General features: G+C 42.1%; 20 protein-coding genes and 3 pseudogenes. 1 reads left to right on the forward strand and 22 read right to left on the reverse strand.

Annotated elements, in window-relative coordinates:
• The 13 genes and pseudogenes from E7303_RS18070 to E7303_RS06690 all read right to left on the reverse strand — a co-directional run.
• Positions 1–77, reverse strand: a pseudogene (locus E7303_RS18070) (GNAT family N-acetyltransferase); the annotation flags it as partial.
• 3 nt (positions 78–80) lie between these two features.
• The gene (locus E7303_RS06635; protein ID WP_292144420.1) at positions 81–992 is read right to left on the reverse strand and encodes a helix-turn-helix transcriptional regulator; all 912 of its coding nucleotides are present in this window, start codon (positions 990–992) and stop codon (positions 81–83) included.
• Positions 993–1151: 159 nt separating this feature from the next.
• Complete coding sequence (locus E7303_RS06640; RefSeq protein WP_022774247.1) at positions 1152–1586, reverse strand: helix-turn-helix domain-containing protein; 435 nt, start codon at positions 1584–1586, stop codon at positions 1152–1154.
• Entirely contained in the window at positions 1583–2659 is a 1077-nt protein-coding gene (locus tag E7303_RS06645) for an acyltransferase family protein (RefSeq protein ID WP_292144421.1), read from the reverse strand. The genes E7303_RS06640 and E7303_RS06645 overlap by 4 nt, the downstream gene beginning before the upstream one ends.
• 230 nt (positions 2660–2889) lie before the next feature.
• Entirely contained in the window at positions 2890–3180 is a 291-nt protein-coding gene (locus E7303_RS06650) for a type II toxin-antitoxin system RelE/ParE family toxin (RefSeq protein ID WP_292144422.1), read from the reverse strand.
• 3 nt (positions 3181–3183) lie between these two features.
• Complete coding sequence (locus E7303_RS06655; RefSeq protein ID WP_035783510.1) at positions 3184–3537, reverse strand: AbrB/MazE/SpoVT family DNA-binding domain-containing protein; 354 nt, start codon at positions 3535–3537, stop codon at positions 3184–3186.
• 125 nt (positions 3538–3662) lie between these two features.
• The gene (locus tag E7303_RS06660; RefSeq protein WP_292144423.1) at positions 3663–4271 is read right to left on the reverse strand and encodes a DUF6088 family protein; all 609 of its coding nucleotides are present in this window, start codon (positions 4269–4271) and stop codon (positions 3663–3665) included.
• A 65-nt stretch (positions 4272–4336) separates the two neighbouring features.
• Complete coding sequence (locus E7303_RS06665) at positions 4337–4852, reverse strand: metallophosphoesterase (RefSeq protein ID WP_292144424.1); 516 nt, start codon at positions 4850–4852, stop codon at positions 4337–4339.
• Complete coding sequence (locus E7303_RS06670) at positions 4849–5133, reverse strand: resolvase (protein ID WP_292144425.1); 285 nt, start codon at positions 5131–5133, stop codon at positions 4849–4851. The genes E7303_RS06665 and E7303_RS06670 overlap by 4 nt, the downstream gene beginning before the upstream one ends.
• 115 nt (positions 5134–5248) lie before the next feature.
• Positions 5249–5734 (reverse strand): RNA polymerase subunit sigma-70, encoded by a 486-nt coding sequence (locus E7303_RS06675; protein ID WP_292144426.1) that lies wholly within the window; start codon positions 5732–5734, stop codon positions 5249–5251.
• A gap of 79 nt (positions 5735–5813) precedes the next feature.
• Positions 5814–6077 carry a hypothetical protein gene (locus E7303_RS06680; RefSeq protein ID WP_292144427.1) on the reverse strand — a complete coding sequence of 88 codons (264 nt, stop codon included), beginning with the start codon at positions 6075–6077 and terminating at the stop codon, positions 5814–5816.
• Between the two features lie 72 nt (positions 6078–6149).
• A pseudogene (locus E7303_RS06685) lies at positions 6150–6497 on the reverse strand (MobA/MobL family protein); the annotation flags it as partial.
• Positions 6497–6826, reverse strand: coding sequence for a DUF3847 domain-containing protein (locus E7303_RS06690; RefSeq protein WP_292144430.1), 330 nt, complete (start codon positions 6824–6826; stop codon positions 6497–6499). The pseudogene E7303_RS06685 and the gene E7303_RS06690, both read right to left, overlap by 1 nt.
• A gap of 521 nt (positions 6827–7347) precedes the next feature.
• On the opposite strand from E7303_RS06690, the gene E7303_RS06695 reads away from it, so the two are divergent.
• Entirely contained in the window at positions 7348–7833 is a 486-nt protein-coding gene (locus tag E7303_RS06695; RefSeq protein WP_292144431.1) for a helix-turn-helix domain-containing protein, read from the forward strand.
• Between the two features lie 4 nt (positions 7834–7837).
• On the opposite strand, the pseudogene E7303_RS18075 reads toward E7303_RS06695, so the two are convergent.
• From E7303_RS18075 to argR, 9 genes and pseudogenes are all read right to left on the reverse strand, one after another.
• Positions 7838–7940, reverse strand: a pseudogene (locus E7303_RS18075) (YoaP domain-containing protein); the annotation flags it as partial.
• A 68-nt stretch (positions 7941–8008) separates the two neighbouring features.
• Positions 8009–9238: an MFS transporter gene (locus E7303_RS06705; RefSeq protein ID WP_292144433.1), complete on the reverse strand. Its 1230-nt coding sequence runs from the start codon at positions 9236–9238 to the stop codon at positions 8009–8011.
• A 26-nt stretch (positions 9239–9264) separates the two neighbouring features.
• Positions 9265–11532 carry an AMP-binding protein gene (locus E7303_RS06710; RefSeq protein WP_292144434.1) on the reverse strand — a complete coding sequence of 756 codons (2268 nt, stop codon included), beginning with the start codon at positions 11530–11532 and terminating at the stop codon, positions 9265–9267.
• A gap of 178 nt (positions 11533–11710) precedes the next feature.
• Positions 11711–13111, reverse strand: coding sequence for a 23S rRNA (uracil(1939)-C(5))-methyltransferase RlmD (gene rlmD / locus E7303_RS06715; RefSeq protein WP_292144435.1), 1401 nt, complete (start codon positions 13109–13111; stop codon positions 11711–11713).
• 10 nt (positions 13112–13121) lie between these two features.
• Positions 13122–13388, reverse strand: a complete 267-nt coding sequence (locus tag E7303_RS06720) for a hypothetical protein (protein ID WP_022775848.1) — start codon at positions 13386–13388, stop codon at positions 13122–13124.
• Positions 13389–13478: 90 nt separating this feature from the next.
• Positions 13479–15980 (reverse strand): UvrD-helicase domain-containing protein, encoded by a 2502-nt coding sequence (locus tag E7303_RS06725; RefSeq protein ID WP_292144436.1) that lies wholly within the window; start codon positions 15978–15980, stop codon positions 13479–13481.
• 13 nt (positions 15981–15993) lie between these two features.
• Positions 15994–16647, reverse strand: a complete 654-nt coding sequence (locus E7303_RS06730) for a DUF1836 domain-containing protein (protein ID WP_292144437.1) — start codon at positions 16645–16647, stop codon at positions 15994–15996.
• A 4-nt stretch (positions 16648–16651) separates the two neighbouring features.
• A complete protein-coding gene (recN, locus tag E7303_RS06735; RefSeq protein ID WP_292144438.1) occupies positions 16652–18343 on the reverse strand; it encodes a DNA repair protein RecN in 1692 nt (563 codons plus the stop codon).
• 46 nt (positions 18344–18389) lie between these two features.
• A complete protein-coding gene (gene argR / locus E7303_RS06740) occupies positions 18390–18845 on the reverse strand; it encodes an arginine repressor (protein WP_292144439.1) in 456 nt (151 codons plus the stop codon).
• Positions 18846–18871: the final 26 nt, after the last annotated feature.

Below are 18871 nucleotides of genomic sequence, written 5' to 3' on the forward strand. Positions count from 1 at the left end.
ACGTCTTTATTATTGGATATAGCGCAGCAAATGTGCTCTTCCTCTAAATTGTCCTTGGTAACTCTAATATATTCCATCTTTCACGCCCTCTCATAGTTCTTTTTCATAGCCTCAATTGTATTCCTTATCCGATTTCTCGCTTCCTTGGGTTCAAGGAGCTCAGCCTTATCTCCAAAGGTCAGTATCCAGGTGACAAGGTTATCCATGTCAGTGTAGTCAGCGGTAAATAATAGTCTGCCGCCCTCGGCCTCTGTATAGCACTCTGGGCCGAACTCTTCCACCAGCCTCCATTTGACGTCTTTTGTAAAAAGAGCTTTCACCTTTATTCCACCTGGAAATATCTTTTCAGTGGAAAGATCTGGCGTCGGGACAGTTCTACAATTAAACGCAGTGTCAGTTATCGTAACCTTATCCATACGATTTAGCTTGAACAGACGGAAATCTTTCCTTTTCAAGCACCAGCCCCACACATACCAGCTGGACCATTTGAAGACAACGTAGTAAGGCTCTATCTTGCGGACACTTTCACCCTTTTGGCTGTAGTAGGTAAACTTAAGTATGTGCCTACTTTCAATGGCGCTTTGTATAACTTCAATTTTTGGAGCAAGAGATTCCCTGTACCAGGATGAAAGGTCGATCAGAATTGAATCCCTGCCGCTGACAAACTCTGAAGATCCTGCCTGGATTTTTTCCATGAGCTGACCATAGTATCTGCTGCCGCTGACACTATCAAGACTCCTTAGACCAGCAAGGATCATCTGCATGTCCTTCGATGTCAGAATAGTCCTGTCCATGCGATAGCCATCCATGATGCTGATTCCTCCGCCAACTCCCTGGGAAGTCTGTATAGGAATCCCTGCTTTACACAGATCCTCGATGTCTCTATTGATAGTTCTTTTTGAAACCTCGTAGCGTTCTGCCAGCTCAGGTGCTGTAGTTTTCTCTTCCTGAAGTAATACAGAAAGTATTCCAATCAGCCTGTCTATCTTCATTATCTTTCACTCCACTAAAATCATATCATTGCAAACACGTCATCTATATGTCATGTTTATTATAACATTTTCTTATTTGATATAAAAAACCTCTATCTCATTACAAGATAGAGGCTTAAAATTATATGATTATATTCGGAATCTATCACCTACATTCTTTTAGTCAGTTATACTTTCTTTCGCACTGTTGATAAGACCGAGAAGGCCCGTCTCCTTAATAAGAGCTATACCCTGGAATTCATCTCCGAGGACAATCAGATTGTCGCCTGTTTTAATATCGAAGATCTTTCTTGCTTTGGCAGGAATGACGATCTGACCCTTATCTCCCACTTTGACCATTCCAAAGATATGTTTTCCTTTCGGCGGTATAGCATATCCCAGGTTGTCCGAATCATTCTTTTCATAAGAGATAAGGTCGTCCATGGATACACCAAAGAGGTCAGCCAGCATCTTACATCTCTTTATGTCCGGCAGCGACTCTCCGGTCTCATATTTTGAAAGCGTCTGTCTGGATACGCCTATCTTCTCTGCAATTTCCTCCTGTGACAGGTTATTAAGCTTTCTTAATTCCATAAGATTGTCTGCAAAACTCATTCTTTCTTCTCCTTTTTTATTCCCAGAACACACCACCTTATGAAAGGTATGCGGCTCATGATTTCATACAGAAGGTAGGAGCCTGCGAATGCTGCTATTGCAACCAACAGGTATACGATGACAGGGGCAAGGAACGGACATAATGTATGCAGATACCATCCGCTGACCGCTATCATCAGATAATGGAATACGTAGAGGCCCCATGATTTTCGGCACATCCACTTTGAGAAAGCATTCGTGAAATTTCCCCACTTTTTCATGAAGGCAAGTATACCGAGAGTTCCAAACCATGCGTATACATTGCACATGATTGTGTCCAGAACTACGTGATCCGGATAAGGCTGACCTTTATATAAAATCACAAAGGCTATGCAGGATGCGAAGGCAAGGATGCTTAATAACAGCCAGTTTTTACCAAGTCGATCCATCACTTCGTCATGGGACAATACAAAGTAGCCGATCATAAAGCCCAGTCCGTAGATACCGAATCTGTATACCACAATTATCGGTGTGTTAAGTATCTGCGCCGCTCCATATACGGGTATAACAAGAAGTATAAGTGTCAAAAGATTTGCTTTACCACAGATATTATAGAATCTGTCTTTTTCAATCCTTCTGATCAGTACCAGTATCAGGCTGAAGAGCCAAAGCATCTGAATGTACCACAGCGGACCTGATCCGCTGACTGCCATTATCAGGAAAAGGATTGGCCCTGGTACGTTGTTCATGGAATTAAAAGCACCGGACATCAGCATGTTGTAATAGCCAAGAACCCAGCCGAAAACCAGAAGGCCGATTGTTGATGGCACAAGATACTTTCTCGTCCTTACTCTGATGAATTCCTTCTCTGTTCGCTTAACCAGTTCATAGCGGGCTGACATGCCGGATACCACAAACAGAAGTAACATGAACCAGGGATATACAATGTACTGATACGTATCCTGGGGCTGATGCTCACTGAAGGGACCGATGATTCCATGTTGTATTACACCGTTGAATATGTAGATTACATGATAAATGACAACCAGCACTACTGTTATCCAGCGAATATTATCCAAATATACCTTTCTCATGTTTCTACCACCTTTGCTAAATATTTTAACATTTTTCTCAATCATAAAAAAGTAAGCTCCGCCTGTCTACCAAGCGAAGCTTACATATTTTGCTATTTTTTGTTAAATTTGGTTGCGAGCGCATAGTTTTGTAAAAGCGCTCATTGGTGCCGTCAATAATCCTGGAAAATAAAATTCGAGGCAATTGTGCAAGCAGACTTGCATAATTCCACTCACGTCTATACTTATTCTTAATCCCAATACTTCTTTAATTCTTTGTAAAAATTCTCGTGTGTTCCTGCCAAAATCACTACTACAGTTTCATCATTTACATATTCCACTGTATAAGCCACTCTGTAATCAGTCTTGTTATACCTGAAATCGTAGGTAGACACTCCTTCCAGATCACCTACTTTTGCATCTCCTATGGATGGATCTTCAACAATCTCATCAATTGCATCTTTAAACAATCCCTTAAGATTTTTATCCTTAATCTTTTTAAGATATTTACCTGCTGCAGGAGAAATAATAAGTTTTGCCACTAATCATTCCTCCTCACCGAAGACATCGTCATATGACATTGACTCAAGCTCTCCGGTTGCCATCTTATGAGCGTCATCAAGCATTTTTTTAACTGCTGGTCTTACTTTTGCCTGTCTATTCTTGAATTCCTTAAGTAGAGCTTGTCCAGAATATCCTTCCTTTATAAGATCAGAAAGAATCTCTTCTGCAAATTCACCATTAGAATCAATTCTAGCCGGGCGTATAACCAACTCATTATCCCTTATGATACATTCTGCTTTATCTTCAAACCCAAGTTTTGCATAAAAAGCTCCTGGGATAGTTAGCTGTCTTTTTGACGAAATGCTTATAATCTTTTTATTCATTTCAGCTATCATTTGAACCTCCTAACCGAAACAGTCCAAAAAACAAATTTCTTTGTTTCTTGGTTTCATTGTATCTCACTTTCTTTGTTATTTCAATTAACCTTATATTTATTTCATAAAAAAATCAGCAATAGTTGTCACTTTTTACATACCTCTTTTATAACTCCATATATCCACGGTGTAGTAGTCATTGCCTCACGAAGTATTTTTTTCTTTTCCTCTTCCGGTAGCAAATCTGATAATATACTTATGTCTTTAGGCTGAATTCTATCTTTTCCAATACTCTTAATTGCTTGAATAACTATAATCGTAATGTAACTTTTGCCGGATATTTCCTTATTGGCGCAATGCTTAAACTCAACCAGATAATTTCCAATCTTGTACTTTCGATATGGGCCATCGCTGACATAGCTATAATTAATAGGTACCTGTGTTGATAAATGCAATTTATTAAGTGCAATTTCTCCTGAAGGCGCAACCGTCCAATTATACTTCCGAGCAATAGCCTCTACAACCTTCTCAATATTTGGTGGAAAGTACTCTCCTAAAAACTCGCTGTATGAAGGCTTATCATATATTCCCTTAAATACTCTTCGTATTGTTCCAGCTTCGCAAAGCCTTGATAATGCCTTATTTATCGGATCAGTTCCAGCCATATCACTAAAGTCTATTGCAGAAAAAGCATATCTTGGATCAAAGCTTTCTATTCTTTTTTCTATTTCAGTCTGATATTTACCTCTCATCATGAATTCCTTTCGTCAGATAGATTATATAATTTAACAGACGTATTGTCACGATTACAACATGATTTTCATGACATTTCAAAGAATTCAAGAATCTGTTTCACCGACACAGGATAAAAGTTATTTGCATCCACTCCGACATCATACCTGAGCACACCTTCGTTCCTGTTCTGCTCGTTATAATCCATTCTCGCATGTATGTGCCCATGTAGCTGAATACTTCCGCTGTTTTTCTTGGGCCATGACAGCATAGGATAATGCATAAGTGCGAAATATCTTCCATTAAGTGAAACCGTCATGAAATCTTTTATGTCTTCAAATAATGCTGGATTATATTTTTTATCATGATTTCCACATATCAGATACTTTCTCCCCTTCATTCCCTCTATAACACTGTTTGCTTCACCAACACTCATATGGTGGCAAATGTCTCCGAGAATATAAACAGTATCATCCTTGCCAACAACTGCGTTATAGTTAGTCAATAGTATCCGGTTCATATCTTCTACAGATTCAAAAGGTCTGTTCTGCATGGTTATGATGCCTTTATGCCCCAGATGTAAATCACTTGTAAAATATATCATTGGCAATCCTCTAACTCCCTCTGACGTAAAGCATCATAATAAGCCTTGTAACGATATGCAGTTCTCCTGCTTATTTTGCCTTCTGCTACAATCTCCATGATCGTCATGCCACTTTCAAATTTGACAGCAAAGTCATTATATGACTGCGTCCAAGCGGCATCATGTTTCTGTCTGCCAGCAAACTTACGACCTCTGTATTCCTCAAGCTCAGCTTTCAGATTGGCATTTTCCACTTCCAGTTCACTGATCCTTTTCAGAGCATCTTCCAAAGTGATTATCATATTTACCTCCTGTGTCAAATTTTTTATGACACAATTATAGCCATTCAAAAAGAGAGTGTCAATTTAACATTGACACCCTCCATGAATCTATTCTTATTAACAGGCAGTTTATTGTTTAAAGCGCAATCTTTATTGTCTTCCTATCAGGATTCTTGGCTACTACTCTGTCCTTATCACCATCCGACCAGAACCGATCCATGATATAGCAGTCGTGGCAGCAATACTTCCGGCCCTTCTTCCCATATGATGAAAAGAAGCGGCCACAATAGGCGCAGACTTGATTGTAATAAGTGCCAGCGGATTTATTACCTGCCTCAGGATGCTCTTTCCACCACCTTCTCCTGCACTCATCTGAACAAAAGAGCTTTTTCCCGGAATGAGGCTTTCTGAAAAGATGCTTTCCACAATACTTGCAGTTATCAGGGGTATTGCGATGCTCCCTATATTGCATCTTTACCTGCTCTGCATATCCATCAAGGCCATGTGTCTTACAATAGTACCTGACATTCTCACGAGAAGTTCCAACAACTATGGCTATGGACTTATACCCAAGTCCCTTATGTTGCAGCTCCGTAATCTGACGTGCCATTTCTGCATTCATTGCGATACCTCCTTATTTGAACATATAGTATTTGTCCGCCGCAACGGTATACCATACATCACTTATAAGGAAGAAATAGTCAAGGTGCTATGTTTTGTTCAAGTAATACAGCGTAGTATCCAAGACTTCCATTATTCTTGGAAAGGTCACCACATTTTTCTATAGCACCAAGAATCTGTTCACAAAAGTCGACTGATCGAAAATCCTTTTTCTCCATAAACTTATATCCGAACATATCGAATAAAGTGTCCCTACAGTATTCAAAAGCCTTAGCATCCAAATCTGAAACCAGACTCTTCACTGTGGTTATTTCATCAATTTTCTTTTCTTGCTTTTTAGCCATTCTTTTTCCCTTGCTTTTTATAGGATTTTCACTCTTCCAAATTACCCGTTTTCATTCAGTCTGCTTATTATCTCTTGCGACGAAATTCTCCATGATATACCTTCTTGCAATTTCAATGTTCTCTTCCATGGTCAGCTCGTTCTGCAGTGCAAAATCGAAACTGTAGGCAAGCTGGGCATCCTTTCGGTTCTCATGATTTTCAACTTCGTACCAAAGTGTTTCCCGATCCGCCAGCCTTTCAGGAACATAATCCGGCATCAGGATCTCCGACATGATAACGCCGCCCTTTTTCGTGTAGTCCTGTACCTCGCCGTAATATCTGTCATACAATTTTTCACCGGAGCGGTATGCCGCTGCAGCAATCGCCGTATGACCCTCGCTCCGTTTAACGTGATTCAGACTGTAATGATAAAGTGCCATTATGTATCCGCCTCCTTTCCTCGTCGCTCGATTATTTCCTTTGTTCTTTCCGGCCAACTGAACCTAATCAGAAGATCATTATTGAGCGTATAGACCAGTTCATAGAATTCCTCGTCAGTCAACTCCTTCGTTTCAGGATAGAAGCTTTCAATGACACCACCTTTATTGCACAGCCTGTGCGTCCTCGCTCTGTATTCCGGACTGGTCATCCGTTTCTGATGGGCTGCCTTCGCCTGTTCAAGCTTCAGCTTGTGAATATGCTGTCGCCTTTTCATCCCCGTATCATTGATTTCCTCATTGATTCTATTTATTTCCTTTTCTGCATCCATGTGATACTCCTTTCGATTTTTGTGTTATAAAATGTGAATCCCGATCATGTATGTACAAGATTGGGAATGTTACCGGCTCCGACCATATGAAGCAAAAATATATATCCCGTCGAAGTATGTCGGGGATAGCTGCCGCAGGCAGCGAAAGGGCGGCAGCCCTTTTCCGGTGCAAAGCACCGCAGCATACCATTACTCGGGTAATGTGTATGCCGGCTCCCGGCAGGGCGCGCTTGTGTTCATCCGACCGGATGAACGTAGAAGTGCGCTGTTAGGGTATCATAAGTGGTCCCTGCAAGAATCCCGTATTCTGCTGCTTTTATGTCTTTTCAGCATTTTTTCTCACCTCACTTTCCAAATCATGCGTGTTTGCTATTCAAATATTACGCTTTTCGTACTGCATGTTGATGATAGTATAACCTCCAAGAAAGTCAATACTCATTTTATTTTTCTTTTTACAAATTTACAAGTTGCGTAATTGATGGACTGGTGTTATACTTTTCACAGATGGGAGGAACAGCGACATGGGATACGGAAAAAATCTTAAGGATATACTTGACGATAAGGGAATGACCGTAAAAGAACTCGCAAAAAAAGCCGGCATAGCGCCGACTACTCTTTACTCTATTATCCAAAGGGATACTGCTGTCAGGTTTGATACTGCGTTAAAGATTTCTAACACTCTCGACATACCGATCAATTCGATATGTAAAGATAATCCCTATGCTCCCGGAAAAACACTCCCCGAGTTGCCGTCAGATAAAGAAATCATGATGACATCTATTTACAAGAAGGCATATGTTTCTGAAAAGACTTTTGATCTGCTGAAAAACTTTGATTATACAGAGCTGAACATAGTTGATAAACTTATCGCTGACTTTTTCGTGTTAGATGATGTTGCAAGGGGCGAACTGTTCGAGTATCTTCAGATCATGAAGAGAAATCACTCTGACCCTGAACGCAAAAAACTCATAAATCCAAATAAATCATCAAAGAAGAAAAAAAGATAGCGTCCTATCCATGGACAATTTTCAGGAACTTCTTATCATTCATCTGTTCATTTGTAACATACGCCCCATCATGAAACATGAGCATAATTCGTGATCGGAGTCAGTGCATCTGAATAAAGCGTTGTTTAGAAGGGATTAGAAGTGCTAAAGATAGTATGAATATGCCGTCATAATCTCAGTTATCCTTTATTCTTGAAAAATAAAGCCTGCCACACATCAGCACATTAATCAAAGCCGCAGCGATCATCAGGATCATTACAGAAACAATTGTCCATTTTGCCAGAAGCAGAGTTCCTGATGCCGCCAGGATGAGTGATCCTGCCTTTTTGGCACTATTCAGTGCGATCAGCATGCTCTGCTGTCTCTCTTCTTCCCCTTTTTCAAGGGAAATACCCTGAATAAATGTGATATAAGGATCACGGGTGAATGCCATCAGCAGGTACCCTGTGCAAAGAAGAACCGCTTTGTTTCCTGAATCCATAAACCACGGGAACAACATCAGTCCCACTCCTGCGGCCAGTAATCCTGATGTGATCAGGTATACACGATCCCTGATTCTGGTATACAGATTCCCCATCAGCAGGTTTGACAATAATCTGAGCAGAAAGACTGCCGTGGAAATGACACTGATCAGCGAAACGATATATGCGGGGTCTTCTTTAGACAGAACCGCTTGAATATTCAGTTTTGCGTAGGACAATCCCGTTCCTGTGATCGCGGTGAATATGGCAAAAGAGGCGAGTACCAGGATACCGATTCCGGCTGTTGCCGATTTCCCGGCTGCGGTGTATTTTATGAGGTCATCTGCCGGACCGATCTCTTTTGTGGAATCATCCTCCCGGGTTATCTGATAGGAAACAAATATCCCTGCCACACTTAAAAAAATGCATGCATACATAGGATAATACGCGTTAATACGGAACAATCCCCCACAGAGCAGGGACGTCACCATCATGACGAAGGAAGACGCGCTGTTCGCGTCCGACTGATAAGCGGCATACTGGTCATCCATATGATCTTTGGTCAACCGTTTTTTTAAAACAGCTACGCCCATGGCGCCCAGCGTATGACCGATGCATTTTAAGAATCCTCCTGCTGCGACCATCGCAAAGCCCGGAGAAAAGGTAATGCAGACCGCTGACAGCATAAAAGCAATGCTTCCTGCCCGCACGGCTGTCCTTGTTCCCACCCTGTTGATCCATTTTAAGAGCGGATACTGGATCAGCAGGGAGAAGAGGAGGGACAAAAAAGTAAGGAGCGAAACCATTTTCATGGGAAGCTGCTTAACTTCTGTCAGGAACATCGCGTCACAGACCACAAAAAAAAGCAGTTCCGTTTCCAGCGCCGTGTACCACAAATACCCACGATAAAATTTTTCCTGATATCTTTCCCTTATCCTGTTCATCTCTTTTTTATGTTCCTTTTGGGAAATCACATTATTTTTTCGGAAAACCGGACAGCTCTGTCCTTTGCCGCCTTAAGCACTTCTGTAGGGAATATGCCGGGCATCACGACAGGAGCAAGGCAGATCCTTGCCGCATGAACCCCTTTGATCTGTTCCTTCCATTCTGCAATTTCTGCTTCCGGCAGATCAGGGCGGTATGCCCGCAGAAATGAGTCAAACAGTGCCTCCGCTTCCCTTTTGTCCATCCCGTTCTCCTTCCTGTATTTTTCATCAGTCACAAATGAGGGAAGGAAAACATAGTGGGAATACATACACAAAAGGTCAAAGACCGGATCACCCCGACCGCAGAGCATGAGGTCAATAAATGTCATTTCCCCGGCGATCGCATTGCCTGGATGACAGTCGCCGTGTACAAAGGTATCCGCCTTCGGAACTGCTTCAAACACCGTCCGGATCTTTACGGCTTCCTCTTTTGTGCAGAAGGCTTCATCCAGATATCCGGTGAGGTTTATGGAGACTTCCCTGATATCGGGAAGACGATCATCCTTTACAGTTACCGCATGAAGCTTCCTGACGGCTTCGGCGAAGCATCGGATCACGTCGTCCCGCCTCTCAGGCTGATCCCTGAGGATATTCTCCACAGGCTCTCCCTCTATTTTGTCCATCATGACACCGTATCCTGCCCCCACATGTACGATCTCATAAGCGTTCGGCACGGGAAGTCCCATGTCGTGTGCCGCCTCTGTCAGTACCTGCTCCTGACGGATCGTGAGAAACGGGATGGACGGCCTGTATACCTTCAACGCCTTATCTTCCCCCAGGGCATAGATCGTGGCTGTTTTCCCTTTTCCGAGTATGGGTAAAGTGGAGGAAGAGACCTTCCTGAACGCATCCCAGCTTCCCTCCGAAGGGAGGAGACTAAGTTTGTCCAGCTTTCCGGTCTCCAGCAGCGGAAAGTTTTTCAAACGGATGAATCCGGTGGGAACCATATATTCGGGCAGCAGAGTAAGCAGCCGTTCCCTCATCTGGGCCGTGTCCACTTCTGTATCATCCGTATAGAATACATTAATTGCGGCAACATCCTTGTATACAAAGCCCCTGACAACAAGATGGGAAATATCGCTCACTTTACGGACGGCCGCAGCAATTTCCTCCGGTTCGATCCGGTATCCGCTGATCTTGAACATTTCATCCACGCGCCCACAGATGATCAGGTCGCCATCCTCCGTCATGCACCCCGCATCACCGGGATGAAATATCCTGCCGCGCAGGAGATTGCGTGTGCGTTCCGGCAGATTCAGATACCCGCGCACGTACGGGTTCCGGTAACAGATTTCTCCCACCTCGCCCGGCAGCAACTCCATTTCATCTTCATCCAGTACAAAGACTTCGATATCTGACTGTGATTTACCGACAGGTGCCGGCGTCATGGCATAAGGCAGTTCAAAGACTGTCAAAAGACATCCTGACTCTGTGGAGGCATAACAGTTGTAGCACTTCATATCCTGAATATAGAGACCGTCCGCCGGCTCGCTGGACATAATACACATTCTCCAGGGGTGACGGAACGGATAATGATTTTGCAGAAATGATGGCGTCAGATACCCGCAGTTTACACCGGCCTCCTCGAGATAGTTGCCAAAACTTTCGTCTGTCTTGCTGTACGCGTAGGGCATGAGCGCCACCGTGTACCCAAAAGCGCATGCTGCAGCGAAGATGATCGGCAGGGAAACAAAGTTCATCGGGCTCATCGCAAGAAAAGTATCCTGCTCTCCAATCAGGGGAATCCCGTTCCATCGCAGGGATTTCCAGGCATTTTCGAGGGAGCCGTATTCATGCAGAACCCCCTTCGGATTACCTGTTGTGCCGGATGTATAGGCAATGTAGCAGAGATTGTGGAGTTCTACAGGTTCATATCCTTCCAGAGGCTCGGTCTGCATGATCTCCTCCATACATTTTTCATCCACGAACAGCCTGCATTCGCTGTCCTTACGGATGTAGGCAGTGCGTACGGGACTGTTGTCCGTTTCTGTCAGGACAAAAGCAGCTCCGGCACGCAGTGTACCCACAATGCATGCGTACAGGCCGATCCCTCTGGGAAGACAGAACATCACTACATCTTCTGCGCCGATCCCTTTCGCCTTCAGCCATGCATAAATCCTTCCGGAGAGCATCCACAGTTCCCTGTAGGTAATTCTTTCCCCCGGTTCATATATGACAGCCTGCCGGTCCGGCAGGCTGATCACGTGTTGTTCCAGCATTTCCAAGATGTTTTTACTTTTGTTTTCAGTCATAACTTACCTCATGTGTATATATACTGTCACGACGTAGGCTCTATTTTTGCACCTACTGTCACGAGTTCGACAGCTACAACTACCCGAATATACTTTTTCATGTGCTTTCCACGCTCAGAATAATCAGTCTTATCAAACGTGAAATGCTCGAAAAAGCGCGTAAATTCAAGGATTTCTATTAGTTCACTCTTGTAAGCAACACGACTGTTTCTACATGGCTTGTCCACGGGAATTGATCTACGGCAACGGCGCGGCTCATCATGTAACCGTTCTGCTGGAAGATTTCCAGGTCGCGGGCAAGGGAAGTTGGTTTACAGGAGACGTAAATAATGTAATTTACGTCATAATTTATGATCTTAGTAAGAGCCTTAGGATTTATTCCGTCACGAGGCGGATCAAGGATAATAAGATCAGGCTTTACCTCGATATCATCTAAAACCTTAAGCACATCGCCTGCGATAAATTCGCAGTTATCGAGGTGATTAAGTTTTGCATTTTCTTTGGCGGCTTCAACAGCTTCCTCAACGATCTCAACACCAATGACCTTTGTGGCAACAGGTGCAAGGAGTTGGGCAATTGTACCGGTTCCTGAATAGAGGTCGTAAATTACGCCGTCCTGCTTTATGTTCTTCTGATCGTAGAGACTCTGAATATAGCCTCTTACTGTCTGATACAGAACCTCAGCACTTAAGCTGTTAGTCTGGAAAAATGAGAAAGGAGTGATCCTGAACTTAAGGCCTAAAAGCTGTTCATAGAAAAAGTCCTGACCATATAAGATCTCAGTGCCTTCATCAATTACAGCATCAGCAAGAGAATCATTCTTTGTGTGAAGGATTCCTGTGATCCTTCCCTCAAGCTCAAGGTTTAAAAGAGCTTCCTTAAAGCCTGTAAGATCATGTTCTTCCTGAGTTGTTGTAATAAGGTCAACCAGGATATCTCCGGTTCTGACTGCCTTTCTCACAAGGAGATGCCTTAAGTAGCCCTCCTGTTTCATCCTATGGTAAAAAGAAATCTCTTTTCTATCATACATTGGTGAAAAATAATCAAGCGTAGCTGAAAGGATAGCTCTGTAATCATCATCGACAATTCTGCAGCCGCTGACAGTTACAATGTCATAAAAGCTTCCTTTTTTGTGCATGCCAAGACAAAGGGGTCCTCCCATGACTTCATCGCCAAATGAGAACTCCATCTTATTTCTGTAGGCAAACTTAATAGGGCTTACTTTGATGCCCTCCCAGGTAAACCTTGTAGTATTTCTTGCTACTGCAGGCTTAAGTAAACTTCTTACCTGCTGTTCCTTAAGGCCTAGTTCCTTAACATAAGGCATTGTAAGGTAACTGCAGCCACCGCATTTTCCGAAATGAATGCATGGGCTTTCAATACAGTCAGGAGCTTCTTCTAAGACTTCCAAAAGTCTTCCTTCTGCCTTACCGTTTCTTACTTTCTGTATCTGTACTGAAACTTTCTGATCAGGAAGAACGCCCTTAACAGCGATCTTCCCGTCAGGAGCTTCTATTATTCCTTTATTAGGGAATTCAACCCTTTTTACTATTCCTGTATAAACTTCTTTTTTCTTCACTTTTTAATTCTTAACTTTCCTTGATGAAGTCATCGTCGTCGAAGTCATCTTCGAAATCATCGAAGTCATCATCATAATAATCATCTTCAAATGCCGGTGTCATGTAACGATAAACAAGATAAGAAATGATCGCAACCGCTGAGATAGAACCAAGAACAGCCAAACACCACAGGATCACGTTGGAAGGCTTCTTAGCATTTGCAGCCTCTCTCTTGTCGAGAAGTTCGTTAATACGTGTCATTTCAATAATGTCATCGATCTTTGTTTTTACTTCCATAAGTAACCCCTTTCTATAAGAAAAATTTATTAATATCAGTATACCATAATTCCCAGCTCATTCATTACTTCACTGAGAATTGTGACATACTCACATCTTTTTTAATTTTGCAAAAGCGGCATACATGATCTTCTGTCCGCAATCGTCAAAATTAACTGTTACCTTGTAATCTCTAGGTCCTTCTTCCAAAGAAGTGACTGTGCCAATACCATATTTGATATGAGAAACTCTGTCTCCTGTCTCATATTCAGGCTTTGCTGTTTTCATAGGCATGCCTTTGGAGATACCTGCAAGTGAGCCCTTAACATGGGTCTTGGCTGCTGTTGCGATATATGGCTTACTCTGCGGAACAGCTCTTGGCTTTTTGGGAGCAGGTTTTGCTTTTATCTTGTAGCTGTTAGAAAGCTGGGAAGCGCCATTATCGCTTCCAAAGTTCTTATTCTGGTAGGATGACTTTACGCCAATACCGGAATATCCGCCTGATTTCCCGTAGGAATCTCCATTGCCGTATCTTCCGGAACTACGATAGGAATCATCCTCATCACTATATCTTCCAGAAGTTCCATAGGTATCCTCAACGCCCTCATACTCATCGATAGAGTCGCCATCATCAAAAAGAAATGCCGGCTTATCAAACTTTTGTTTCTCCCTGTCTAAATACTCGGCGGGGATTTCCTTTACAAATCTGCTGAGCTGGTTAAACCAGGTCTCTCCTCTTACCATTCTGCGCTTTGCCGCTGTAAGAGTTAAGTTTCTCTTTGCCCTGGTTATTCCAACATAGGCAAGTCTTCTCTCTTCCTCTATTCCCTCAGGATCAGAGTCTTCTGTCTGCAAAGTCATATATGAAGGGAATACATTCTCTTCCATTCCTGCCAGATAAACGTGTTCAAACTCAAGTCCCTTTGCACTGTGAAGAGTCATAAGAAGAACCTTTTCATTGTCCTCTCCAATCCTGTCTATATCAGCAACAAGGGCAACTTCTTCAAGGAAGCCTGAAAGAGTCGGTTCCTCAACCTCATCATTTTCCTCATATGCTGCGATCTTGGATATAAGTTCGTCCACGTTGGCAGCTCTGTCGTTATCTCCGCTGTCATCGTCGTCATCAAGAGTCTTCAAAAAGTCCATATAGCCTGTAATGTCTATAACATCTTTAAGAAGTTCTTCCAAAGAGTAGGACTTTTGCTTTGTCCTGAAAGCCCTTATCATAGTCACAAAGTCTTTTAGCTTTGAAGCGCTTCTGCTAACGGCCATTATCTGGTCCGCTTCGCACAGGGCATCAAAGAAGCTTATCTGCCTCTCATCCGCATAATTCTGCACATACTCAAGTGTAGTAGCGCCAATGCCCCTCTTTGGCACATTTATTATTCTTTTAACTGCAATGTCATCTCTGCCGTTATCAATAGTCTTAAGATAAGCCAAAAGATCTTTTATCTCTCGTCTGGAATAGAAATTCGTACCACCAACGATGTCATAAGGAATTCCCTCATGGACGAATCGCTCTTCTATAAGTCTGGACTGAGCATTTGTTCTGTATAAAACAGCTGTATCGCTGTAAGAAAGCTTGCCGCTTCTCTTAAGTTTTCCTATGTCTGAAGCAATAAACTCTGCCTCATCATATGCAGTATCGAACTGACGAAGGTGAACCTTTTCACCGTCTTTTTCTTCTGTCCAAAGAGCTTTTTCCTTACGGCCATAGTTGTTTCCGATAACTGCATTGGCTGCATCAAGGATCTGCTGCGTTGAACGGTAGTTCTGCTCAAGCTTTATTACTGTCGCATCAGGGTATACCTTTTCAAAATCAAGAATATTCCTGATATTGGCTCCTCTAAAGCGATAGATACTCTGATCATCATCACCCACTACGCATAGGTTCCTGTATTTATCTGCAAGAAGTCTAATGAACTCAAACTGGGCATTATTGGTATCCTGATACTCGTCCACCATGATATAACGGAATCTGTCCTGATAATATTCAAGAACATCAGGATTCTTTTTAAAGAGCTCAACAGTATTAAAAATGAGGTCATCGAAATCCATGGCATTGTTCTTTTTAAGAGCATTCTGATACTCTGTGTAAGCCTTGGAGATTCGAACCTTGTTATATTCATTCTGAGTGTTTAATGCATACTCATTGGTTGTAACCAGATTGTCCTTGCACTTTGAAATGCTTCCCATGATACCGCGAAGCTTAAGTGTTGAAGTTTCAAGCTGATATTTTTTACAAATGTCTTTCATAAGAGACTTGGAATCATCTGTATCATAGATAGTGAAGTTGTTTCCATATCCAAGTCTGTCAGCATATCTTCTAAGGATCCTTACGCAACTTGAGTGAAAGGTTGAAACCCATATACTCTCTGCTCCAAATCCTACTATCTTATCAACCCTCTCACGCATCTCACCTGCTGCCTTGTTGGTAAAAGTGATTGCCATGATATTCCAGGGATTGACATTGCATTCATCTATCAAATAGGCAACTCTGTGTGTCAGAACCCTTGTTTTTCCGGAACCGGCTCCGGCAAGTATCAACACAGGTCCGTCTGTCTGAAGCACAGCTTTTTTCTGCTGCGCATTAAGTGTATCGTAAATTCCCATTAAATCTTATTCCTTATTTTTTGTTCTTCTTGTCCTTCGCTTTATCCTTTTTGCTGCCATTTTCTTTCTCGTCAAGGACAATGTTATCAAGTATCTTCTCTATCAGAAGTTTTTTTACATAAACATCATAGGATAAAAGAGTTATAAAAGAAAACATCTGCATGCGTTTTCTCTCTTCTTCAGAAATATCCGCATCTTCGTATGTCTCCAGTGATCTGGCATATTTCTTTTTAAGATCCTCCATCACGGGCTCAAGCTCTTCGTTCTGAAGCTCATAGGTAGTTTCGTAGATCTTACTTAAATTAAACTCATCGTCACTTATATGAAATCTTTCTTTTAAAGGCTCAATAAGTGTCTGTATGTCATTTATGGACAATATGCTCTTGTAGTAATAAATAAAAATGAGCAGTATCAGATGATCTTTTGAATACTTCTTCCTTACAGGAGGAGGCAAAAGATTATTCTTGGCATAATTATTGATCATGGTCTTTGTCAGTATCTTGTCTGTATCAGGATACCTTGTTGTCTTTTTTAGTCTCTCATCCATGAAAGTTGTAAGCTGATCCATATACAGGTCAATATTTGGCATATCTGACAGGGAAATGGTATCAATTCTTCCCAGTGAAGCCATAACACTATTTAAAAGATCATCATTGTCGATAGTCATTTCATTATCCTCGTTTAGTTTCTTCCGCTAGCTGTCGCATCTCTCTCGCATTTTGTAAACTTGCCTCAGTGACTTCGTCTCCGCCAAGGAGTCTTGCAAGTTCCTTTGTTCCATCATCTTCTTTTAGTCTGTAAATATTTGTTACAGTTCTTCCATCTTCAAGACCTTTTTCGATCATGAAATGGGTGTCAGCCATAGCTGCGATCTGTGGAAGATGTGTAATACAGATGATCTGATGCTCTTTTGAAAGCTCTCCAAGCTTCTTGGATACTTTCCAGGCTGTCTTTCCGCTTATTCCCGCATCTATTTCATCAAAAATAAGTGTGTTGATATCATCCTTGTCAGCGACCACTGTCTTAAGGGCAAGCATGATCCTTGAAAGCTCACCGCCACTTGCTATCTGGTCCATAGCTCTAAGGCTCTCACCAGGATTAGTTGATATCATAAACTGGGCATCATCATAACCTCTTGCAGATATCTTATCTTCATCGCTGGTAATCCTTATCTCAAGTTTGACATCGATGAAGTTAAGGTCTATCAGAGCATCTTTTAAGCTCTCCTGTAAAACTAAAGCCTGCTTTTTCCTGATATCTGATATCTTTTTGCACAGAGAAAGAACTTTCTCCTTCTGAGCCGCTATCTCAGCTATCATCTTGTTTCTATTGGCATCAAGATCACTTAATGTCTCAAGGCGGGCCATCTTTTCATTGTAGTACTCAAGAACTCTTTCCAAGGTACCACCATATTTGTCCTTAAGGTGATTTAAGGTGTTAAGCCTCTCCTCTGTCGTCCTGAAATCCTCATCATCAAATTCAAGATCATCAAGATAGCCTGAAAGGGCATGATTAAAATCAGTCAAAAGATTCTCCACATCAGAAAGCTGTGAGAGAAGGTCCTCTAAATCCTTGTCGTAGGAAACAACTGACGACAATTCCCTGACTGCTCTTCCAATCATATCTGACGCATTTTCATCGCCATCTCCTGACCCGGTCATAGAAGATACCACACAGGCAGCCTCAGAAATCCTGCGACTGTTCACCATCTTGTGATACTTGGTCTCAAGCTTCTCATCCTCGCCGACAACTATTTCGGCATCGGATATTTCACCTGTCTCAAATTCAAGAAGCTCCTGCTCTCGCAGCCTTGCTGCCTCATCAATATTGGTACTTTCAAGGCTCTTCTCAAGTTCTTTTAACTTTGAATACTCAGTTGAGAGCTTTTCAAAAAGAGGCTTCAATTTGTCCAAACAATAATCATCAAGAATCTCCATATGTTTCTTCTTGTGAAGAAGTTCCTGATGATCATTCTGTCCATGAATATTGATAAGAACACTGGCAATATCTTTCAGCTGCCTTGTGGTCACTGTCTCGCCACAAACCTTGGAGATGCTGCGTCCCTGCATGATTTTCCTCTGAATCACAACGTTTCCGTCTTCCTCAACAGGAATATCCATATCCAAAAGAAGCTTCTTTTGAAGTTCATTTTCAACTCCGAAAACAAGCTCAACAAGCGCATATTCCTCCCCGGTCCTTATAAGACTTCCATCAGCCTTAGCGCCAAGTGCCAGATTGACAGATCCAAGGATTACTGATTTACCTGCACCTGTCTCTCCGGTTAAAATATTGAGTCCCTTTGAAAACTCAATTTCCTGCTCCTTAATAAGAGCAAGATTCTTTACGTGTAAACTATATAACATATTTTTCTCCTCACAAAAGAGGACCCCGCCATGCTAAAAAACTTTTTTAGTTCCTTCCCATCAGAGTACGCAGCTCTTCCATAACTTCAACTGCCTCTTCACTGGTCTTAATAGCAATCATTATAGTGTCATCGCCAGCAATACATCCAACTATCTGTGGAAAATCCAATGCATCAATAGCTGCTGCAAGCGCCATTGCCATTCCTGACACTGTCTTTATTACAAGCAGATTCTGTGCAACATCCATGCTCAAATATCCTGCTCTTAACACACTTACATATTTATCCTGCATAGCATCACTGTCTGCAGTGGTGTATACATATTTATACTTGCCATCTTCTGTTGCCTGCTTTGCAAGCTTCATCTGTCTTATGTCTCTTGATACAGTAGCCTGTGTAACGTCATATCCTGCTTCTTTCAAAAGAGCTGCAAGCTGCTCCTGTGTCTCAACAACATTTGATGCTATGATCTCAATTATCTTATCATGTCTGTTTCTTTTCATTACGATTCCCCTCTCTTTAATACTTA

Origin of the sequence: Butyrivibrio sp., from assembly GCF_015056685.1 — a bacterium.
GTDB lineage: Bacteria > Bacillota > Clostridia > Lachnospirales > Lachnospiraceae > Butyrivibrio.